3 protein-coding genes and 4 pseudogenes are annotated in these 6,870 nt (G+C 66.7%); 3 read left to right on the forward strand and 4 right to left on the reverse strand.

The window, feature by feature from the left end:
* Positions 1-321: 321 nt before the first annotated feature.
* Positions 322-469, forward strand: a pseudogene (locus tag ABZ624_RS41495) (IS5/IS1182 family transposase); the annotation flags it as partial.
* A gap of 148 nt (positions 470-617) precedes the next feature.
* Here ABZ624_RS41495 and ABZ624_RS41500 read toward each other — a convergent pair.
* Both ABZ624_RS41500 and ABZ624_RS41505 read right to left on the reverse strand, forming a co-directional pair.
* Positions 618-1,104, reverse strand: a pseudogene (locus ABZ624_RS41500) (transposase).
* Positions 1,101-1,632, reverse strand: a pseudogene (locus ABZ624_RS41505) (winged helix-turn-helix domain-containing protein). The pseudogenes ABZ624_RS41500 and ABZ624_RS41505 overlap by 4 nt, the downstream one beginning before the upstream one ends.
* 130 nt (positions 1,633-1,762) lie before the next feature.
* Here ABZ624_RS41505 and ABZ624_RS41510 point away from each other — a divergent pair.
* Positions 1,763-2,071, forward strand: a pseudogene (locus ABZ624_RS41510) (PP2C family protein-serine/threonine phosphatase); the annotation flags it as partial.
* A 307-nt stretch (positions 2,072-2,378) separates the two neighbouring features.
* On the opposite strand, the gene ABZ624_RS41515 reads toward ABZ624_RS41510, so the two are convergent.
* Positions 2,379-4,034, reverse strand: coding sequence for a discoidin domain-containing protein (locus tag ABZ624_RS41515; RefSeq protein ID WP_360100680.1), 1,656 nt, complete (start codon positions 4,032-4,034; stop codon positions 2,379-2,381).
* Between the two features lie 1,239 nt (positions 4,035-5,273).
* Between ABZ624_RS41515 and ABZ624_RS41520 the strand changes: the two genes are divergently transcribed.
* Positions 5,274-5,816, forward strand: coding sequence for a hypothetical protein (locus tag ABZ624_RS41520; protein WP_360100683.1), 543 nt, complete (start codon positions 5,274-5,276; stop codon positions 5,814-5,816).
* Here ABZ624_RS41520 and ABZ624_RS41525 read toward each other — a convergent pair.
* Complete coding sequence (locus tag ABZ624_RS41525) at positions 5,777-6,304, reverse strand: PIN domain-containing protein (RefSeq protein WP_360100686.1); 528 nt, start codon at positions 6,302-6,304, stop codon at positions 5,777-5,779. The genes ABZ624_RS41520 and ABZ624_RS41525 overlap by 40 nt on opposite strands.
* Positions 6,305-6,870: the final 566 nt, after the last annotated feature.

Below are 6,870 nucleotides of genomic sequence, written 5' to 3' on the forward strand. Positions count from 1 at the left end.
GACACGTCGACGCCCGACGGGTAAACAAGCACGTGAAGCCTCTGGTGGAGACGGTTCTCTTGGTCGAAAACTCGTCTACCAGGGGCTTCACCACGTTGTCAGCCCAACCGCCGTACCTCAGAGGCAGGTTGGAAAAGGCTCAGTGTCTCGTGTGTCCAAGATCAGGGGTCAAGGCCCGGCATCCAGGGGAGGGGGGTGTGGCTTTTAGCTGGCTGCCGTCGATGGCTCCGGAGGCTTGGCCGCCCCGCTCCCCACGACGACTCGGTCGCCGATTGGGAAGTGGGAGCTGGTCGCTGTGTAGGCCCACTCTTCCAGCGATACCGCTCTTGCCTGCGGACACGCAACGTCAAGGCAGTCATTCCCGAGAAGAAGGACCAGGCTGCCAACCGGAAGAAGACAGGCCGCCGAGGCGGCCGCCCCACATGCCATGGCAGGTGATCTCTACAAGGAGGGGAACACCGTCGAGCGACCGTGCCGCCGGGTCGGCATCGGCGACGAGGTCGCAGTCGCCACGAAGGTCGCCATGGCCAAGGCTCGGCCGGGACCGCGAGGGCCATATAGATCGGCCTGTTGGCGACCTGACTCTCGGGGATTGTGACGTTACTGATTTCGGCTCGTCAAGGTGATGCTGGGTGGTCGAGGGTCAGGCCGGTGCCGGCTATGAAGCCGTCGAGGGTGCGGGACCGGTACTGAAGGCGTTTGAGCCGGTTGCGTACGAGTGCTTCGAGCCGGTCGAGGGCGACGACGGCGAGGTTGGCCAGGCTGCGTTTGACATGCGCCGATACCCACTCGACCGGGTTGAGGTCGGGTGAGTAGGCGGCCAGCACGAACACCTGTCAGCCATGCGCGCTCGGCGATCAGTTCGCCCATGGCGCGGGAGACATGGGTGTTCAGGCGGTCCCACACCAGCACGAACGGCGCCTTGACAAGCTGGTGGACGCCGTCGACCAGTGCGATGAAGTCCCGCTCGCCCATGCTGCGGCGCTTGCCTTTGCCCGCTGGGTGGGTGCGCAGGCGGTGGCACAACCGGGTCCGGGAGCCGGGCCGCAGGGCGATCAGACCGGCCACCGACAGGCGCCCCGAGCGCCGCCCGCTGACTGTCACGACCGGGGTGCGGCCGCGCCGGCCCCAGGTGCGTCCTTGGGGCGGCCGACGGGTGAAGCCTGCCTCGTCCTCGAAACAGATGTAGCCTCCGCAGGCCGCCCGGGCTCTTTTGCCTCGGCCCAGGTCGCCTCCTTCCACACGGTGACGGCCTGCTCGTCCCGCTCGGCCACCCGCCGCGCGGGGACCTGCGGGCTGAAGCCCAGCCGGTGCATCAATCGAGTAGCCCCCGAGACGCTGTAGGAGAGTGGAACTTCCTGCCGATCAGCGTGGCCACCCTCGCCGCGGTCCACACCTGGTCCTCCACCCAGCCGTGCGCGGCCGGACCCTGCTCCAGATACCCGGCCAGCTTCTGAAGACAGCACGGGGACAGACGGCACCACGAACCGCTCGGGCCACGGGAGACCAGAGCCTGCACACCGCCGTCCCGCCACAACTGATGCCACTGTAGGCCCACTTCAGACTCACCCTCAGTTGCCGCGCGACCTCCGATGGCTTGACCTTCCGCTCGAACAGCTCGGCCGCCTGCAGCCGCACAGTCTCCCGGCGTCGGCGTCCCGCGGCAGTCAGCCCGCCCCCATCCGCATATCTCACACACCCCGGGATACGGCCACCACTCCAGACCCATCAGGGACTTGGCCGAACCTCACCCTGACGAGCCGATGTCAGTATGGGACACGGCATTTCCGAAGCCGCCACCATGGGCCAGCTGCGCACCGCGGTGCGCACCCTCGCCGACCTGGACATACCCCCGGACGAACTGCTCAGCCGTCTCAATGACCTGGTCAGCGACCTGGGCGAGGACTGCTACGCGACCTGCCTGTACGCCGCCTTCGACCCCATCACCCAGACCTGCTCATTCTCCCTGGCCGGCCATTCCCCGCCGGTCATCGTCCATTCCGATGGCACCGTCCACAGTCCCGAGCTGGCCGCCGACCCGCCGCTTGGAGCCGCCGAGCCACCGTTCAAAGCGCACTACTCTAGTCGTCGTAGGGAGGCTCTGCTCCTGGAGACCTCGCTGCCTCGCAAAGGTTTCACCGTGGGATGGCTGAAGCCTGACCCGCTGGACGAGCAGTTGATCAGCCAGCCGGTGGACCGGGCCAAGGCTGGCTGGCTCAAGCGGGCCGGCGGGGCGGACTGCTGCAGCAGCTGGCGAAGAGGGTCCTCGAATCCGCTCTCGGAGGCGACATCACCGATCCCTTGTGCACGAGAGACGTGCATTGTCGACCGCCGTGTCCGCTCAGCTCGGCCGGGCCTTGGAGGAGCCGAGGGGCCTGTTACTTCTGTGGTGAGACTTCTGCCAGTTGGAAGTAGCGGTTGCCATAGGGGTCCGTGCCAAGTTTGGTGGCCAGGACGCGGATGAAGCGGGCCTTGGCGGGGGCTGTAAAGGCGAGCGATACCCGGGTGTTACCGGGGTTGATGAAGCCGGTGTGCTGCTGGAAGCGGACGTTGGTGAACGTCGTTCCCTCTTGGCTGGTCTGGATGGTGAAGTCGACCGGGAATCCCCAACCCTTCTTGCGAGGGGTGAGGACGACCCGGCGGATGGGTTGCGCGGTGCCGAGGTCGACCCTGATCCATTCGATGCGGTTCGCCGGACCACCAGTGGAGGACCAGGCGGTTGTTGAGCTGCCGTCGATGGTGTTGGAGGCAACAAATGCGAGCGACGCGAAGGATGAGGCGGTAGCGCCCTTACGGGGTAAAGGAGTGTAGGTGCGAGCGCCGGCCGACCATGCGTCACCGCGGGTTCCGGTGATGGCCTGATCGATGCGGGGTGCTGCGTGGGGCCGGTCGATGACCTGAAGTCGACTGACTCTCTTGTACCGGTGGGTGTCGATGCGCTGCACGGTGGCGTTGGTGGCCTGTCGGTGCACGTGCACGATGCCGCCAGTGAAAAGGATGGCCGCGGCTTGTGGGAGGGCGACGCCGAGCTTGTGATCGGTGAAGTGGCAGTTGGCGGTGCCGGCGTACATCAGGGCGGTGATGCGGCCCTTCTCGTTGATCGCCCAGCCGGGGGTGTTGACGCCGCAGCGGTCGTAGCCGCCGGCGGCCAGTGGGTCGGGCGCCAGCAGCTCACCGGCGTCGGTGAAACGGACCCCGTCCCGGCTGGTGGCGTAGTGGAGGTGCCAAGGCTTCGGTGCGTCGGTTCTCCGGTAGGCAGCGATGTACCTGCCGTTCAGCCGGCGGATGTCGCCTTCGACGAAACTGCCGACCCGCTGCACGTGGGTGAAGTGTCTGGGGATGGCTTCGTTGGAGACGGCCAGGTGCTGCTGGTAGGGTGGCCCGCCATTGACCGTGCCGTCGAAGTACAGCTCCCACCGGCCTGCGCCCTTGCCGTATTCCGCGTTCCAGATCAGTGACGGGCGGGCGCATTTGGTCACGCGCGCGTCTCGGAAGATGACCTCGTGGCTGTAGTCGGTCAGCCGCGGCCAGCGTACGCCGTCACGGGAGCTGAGAACCGAGCACCGATCGTCGCCCTTGCCCGACCTGGCAGTGGTCATGGCCATGACCCATCCGAAGTGTCGCTTGATCGCTGACGGGTCATTGACGTGCACGTAGACGCCATGCCCGATGACCGTCTTGACGCCGGTGAAGCCGCTGGACAGCGCGTCATCGCGGGTGGTGGCCAGGTAGATCTCGTCGTTGCCCTGGCCCTTGGTACGCCAGCCGCCGAAGTAGATGTTCCAGACGCCGTCCGCCTTCACAGGGTTGGGCGAGTACAGATTGGGCGCGCTGACCACCGGGTTGCCGTGGTAAGGCACGAAGAAGGCATTGCGTGGATCGTTCACTAATCGGCCCACGTCATGGACGGTGAACACGTCACTGGTCTTGCCGAGGTAGGTCAGGCCTCCCGTCGCCATGGCGGGCATCGCCAGCAGACAGGCCACCACCGCCGAGAGGGCGGCAACGCAGAACCGGCTGATTTTCAGCTTCATCAGGACTCCCCAGCATTGCTCGGCCCGGGACGGACCGATGTGTTCACGATCTTGAAGCGCCGCGACCCCTCGCGCGACCGTGGACGACGGCCGCCGGATCCGGCAGCGTGGGGTACTCGCTGCCTGCACCTCGCCCGTCTTGACGTTGTCGTTGCTCGCCGGGGCCGGGCGTCCCCGGCCCTTCCGTCGTACCAGCCGGAGTGACGGCAGCCTTGATTGCAATGATGGCAACGGCAGCGCACGGTCGCACATGATCGCCTGCCTGCGCGGTCGAGGTCCACTGACTGTTCCCTACCAGAGTCACCCAACACGCGAGCGGCAGCCGCCGCACCGAGTGGTGGTCATGGGGCCGACTCCCGCAGGGTCTGCACACACCCTGCCCGGTCACTGGGCGGGCGGCGGAGTAATGCATGCTCGCCGCATCCCGGTCCGATCGAGGATCTCAACCGCAGCCGCTTTCAGCTGCAGCTGTACCTGGTCGGACAGGTTGGGAGCGATCAGGCCCTCGCCTCTGCGTTCCGGATCGCCAGGGCACACCGGATCAGCCGCAGCAGCAGGTATGGCTGGTTCGCTGCCGGAGCTGCGTGCGCCGCCCGCTGTTCGGCGAGCACGTGCAGGGCTGCTTCCCCGGGCCATGGCCGGGACTGATTCACCGGACGTGCGCACGCTCAAGGCGCTGCCATACAGGAAACAGCGTCTGTTGCCGCGCGTAGCCACTAGACAGCCACGAGGCAGCGGACAGCTGCCGCATTTCGCGAGGTCTGAGACACGGGCCGGCTGCGCGGCGCGCAAGGTCGGACTGAAGGGCGAGTCGTCCGTCATGGCCGCTGCAACCCCGCCTGGCTCACCGCTGCAACCGCCGCCCTCACGGTGGGAAGGCGACCATGAAGCGGGTTTGGTAATCCGCGGTCTCGCCGACGGCATCATCATGTCGGCCGACTGGGTGTCCTCTTCACATACGCACATCTGCTCCGCCGGTTCATCGAACGCAGGGCGCGTACCCATCACGTTCCGGGCTGGCTCGGCCCGCACCCGGTGAATCCGAAAGCCCCACCGTACGCGTCGCACCATGCTCTAGGAGTTCGCATGAACCACGCCACCCACCGGGCTTCCCTCAGCCGCCGGCGCCTTCTGACAGGGGCTGGCGCTGTCGGATTGGGGAGTTCTTCGCTTGGCCCACTGGTCACTGCCCGAGCAGAGAGTCCCCTCCGCAGCGGTGCTGTGGTTGAGTCTGGTGCTGTGGACGCCGACCGCGCCTTCTTCGGCGTATGGAACGCCGCGTCTCGACGCTGGTCCATGCCCGCTCGCCTCAATTGCGCTTCCGCGGCCACGCTCGCGCCGGTGGAGCGGGCGGTCAAGGCGGGTGACTATGCGGGCGCGGCAAAGCATCTGCGCGAGCACTTCCGCAAGCGCAAGGGGCGCGCGCTGCCAGGTCCGCGGATGGAGGCGTTACGGCCGGGGCGGGTCGATCTAGTCCTAGATCACATCTGGACGCTCGGCACGGGCGAGATCCTGCAGGACACCGTCACCGTCACCGGCGCCGACGCGGTGGTCGAGGCCGATGTGACCGACGCGCTGACCCGCTCCTACGCCTCCGGGAATGCGGCGTTCTTCCTGATGGCTCGTCGCAAGGAGCCGTCCACAGCGGTCTTCCACTCGCGCAGCGCCGGCTCAGGGCAGCCCGCGCTCGTCATTACCCGCACCGACGGCACCACCGTCACTTTTGCCGCCACCGCCGACACCTACATCAAGGCCGGCGCCGACGCCAAAAGCACGGCGTAGACGTCACCCGCGACGCGTGCGCCCTTGCGGACGTCTCCGTTGTCGCGCATCGCCTTCAGCCTTCGGTCGGCCTTCTTCGCGGCCTCACGGCGTTCCGGGCGGCTGTGGCTGCGCTTGAGGTCGTGGATCTCACGCAGTACGACGGGCAGTAGGTGCACCATGTAGCGCGGGCTGCCGACGGCACCCTGGTACACCGTGACGTCAGGGTCGTCCATCAAGGCGTTCGTGTCGACGACCAGCCGCACCGGCCAATCGTCCTGCGGCAGCAGCTCAACGAGCCCACGCAGTGCGGTCACAGTCTCTCGCAGACGCGTCGCCGTTCCGGGGAGGTCCTTGGGCGCGCGGTTCTTCACCCGGCTCTCGCGGACCAGCCAGTCCTCCAGCAGCCGGATCCCGTCGTCCAAGTTGCGCTGCACGGCTGGCGTGGGGTGACCGAAGAGGAGCCGGAACCGCGGCGCCCAGTCACGTACCTGCCGCAGGAGTTCCATCCGGCGGGCCTCAACCTCAGGAGTGCTCGACACCCAGGCCCACGGATGACCGAAGACCTGAACGTCCCTTGGGTCCATCTGCCTCGCCCGTACCCTGGGAGTTCTCCAGGATGGAGGCGTAGGAGTCCTCGATTTCAGTGAGTTCGGATAGCAGCTGGTCGACGTAGGTCGGAGACGGCGGCTTCTTGGGCATGACCCGATCATCCTCCATGCCCCCATGCGGTAGGCCCTCACTTCGACCACTTCGACGGGTCCGGCTACCCCAAGAGCTTTGGCACGTGGACTGGAACGCAATAGGGAGGTCGGCGCGCTGGCCTCTTGGGTTCCGTGAGCCTTCAAGACATCAGCTCGTTGAGGTGGCTGGCGCCGTATGAAGCTGCCGCGACGGTCCCTGGCTGAGAGCTGTCGGCCCGCGAACGGGAGATAGGTAGGCCCTAGACGCGGCGCGTCATCGCAGCAGGGGAGTTGTGGCTAGGGTCTGTTGCGAAAGTTGATCTTGTTGGTTGATGATCACGTCCTGTGGGACGTGGGGATCTGACGAACGGGCAGTGGGCCCGTCTTGAGCC

It is taken from the genome of Streptomyces sp. NPDC007205, assembly GCF_040634095.1.
Classification (GTDB): Bacteria; Actinomycetota; Actinomycetes; order Streptomycetales; family Streptomycetaceae; genus Streptomyces.

What these genes read in the sequence shown, in the direction of transcription:
- ABZ624_RS41525 (WP_360100686.1), bottom strand. Translation starts at nt 6,304, where the DNA reads ATGGAACTCCTGCGGCAGGTACGTGACTGGGCGCCGCGGTTCCGGCTC.
- ABZ624_RS41515 (WP_360100680.1), bottom strand. Translation starts at nt 4,034, where the DNA reads ATGAAGCTGAAAATCAGCCGGTTCTGCGTTGCCGCCCTCTCGGCGGTG.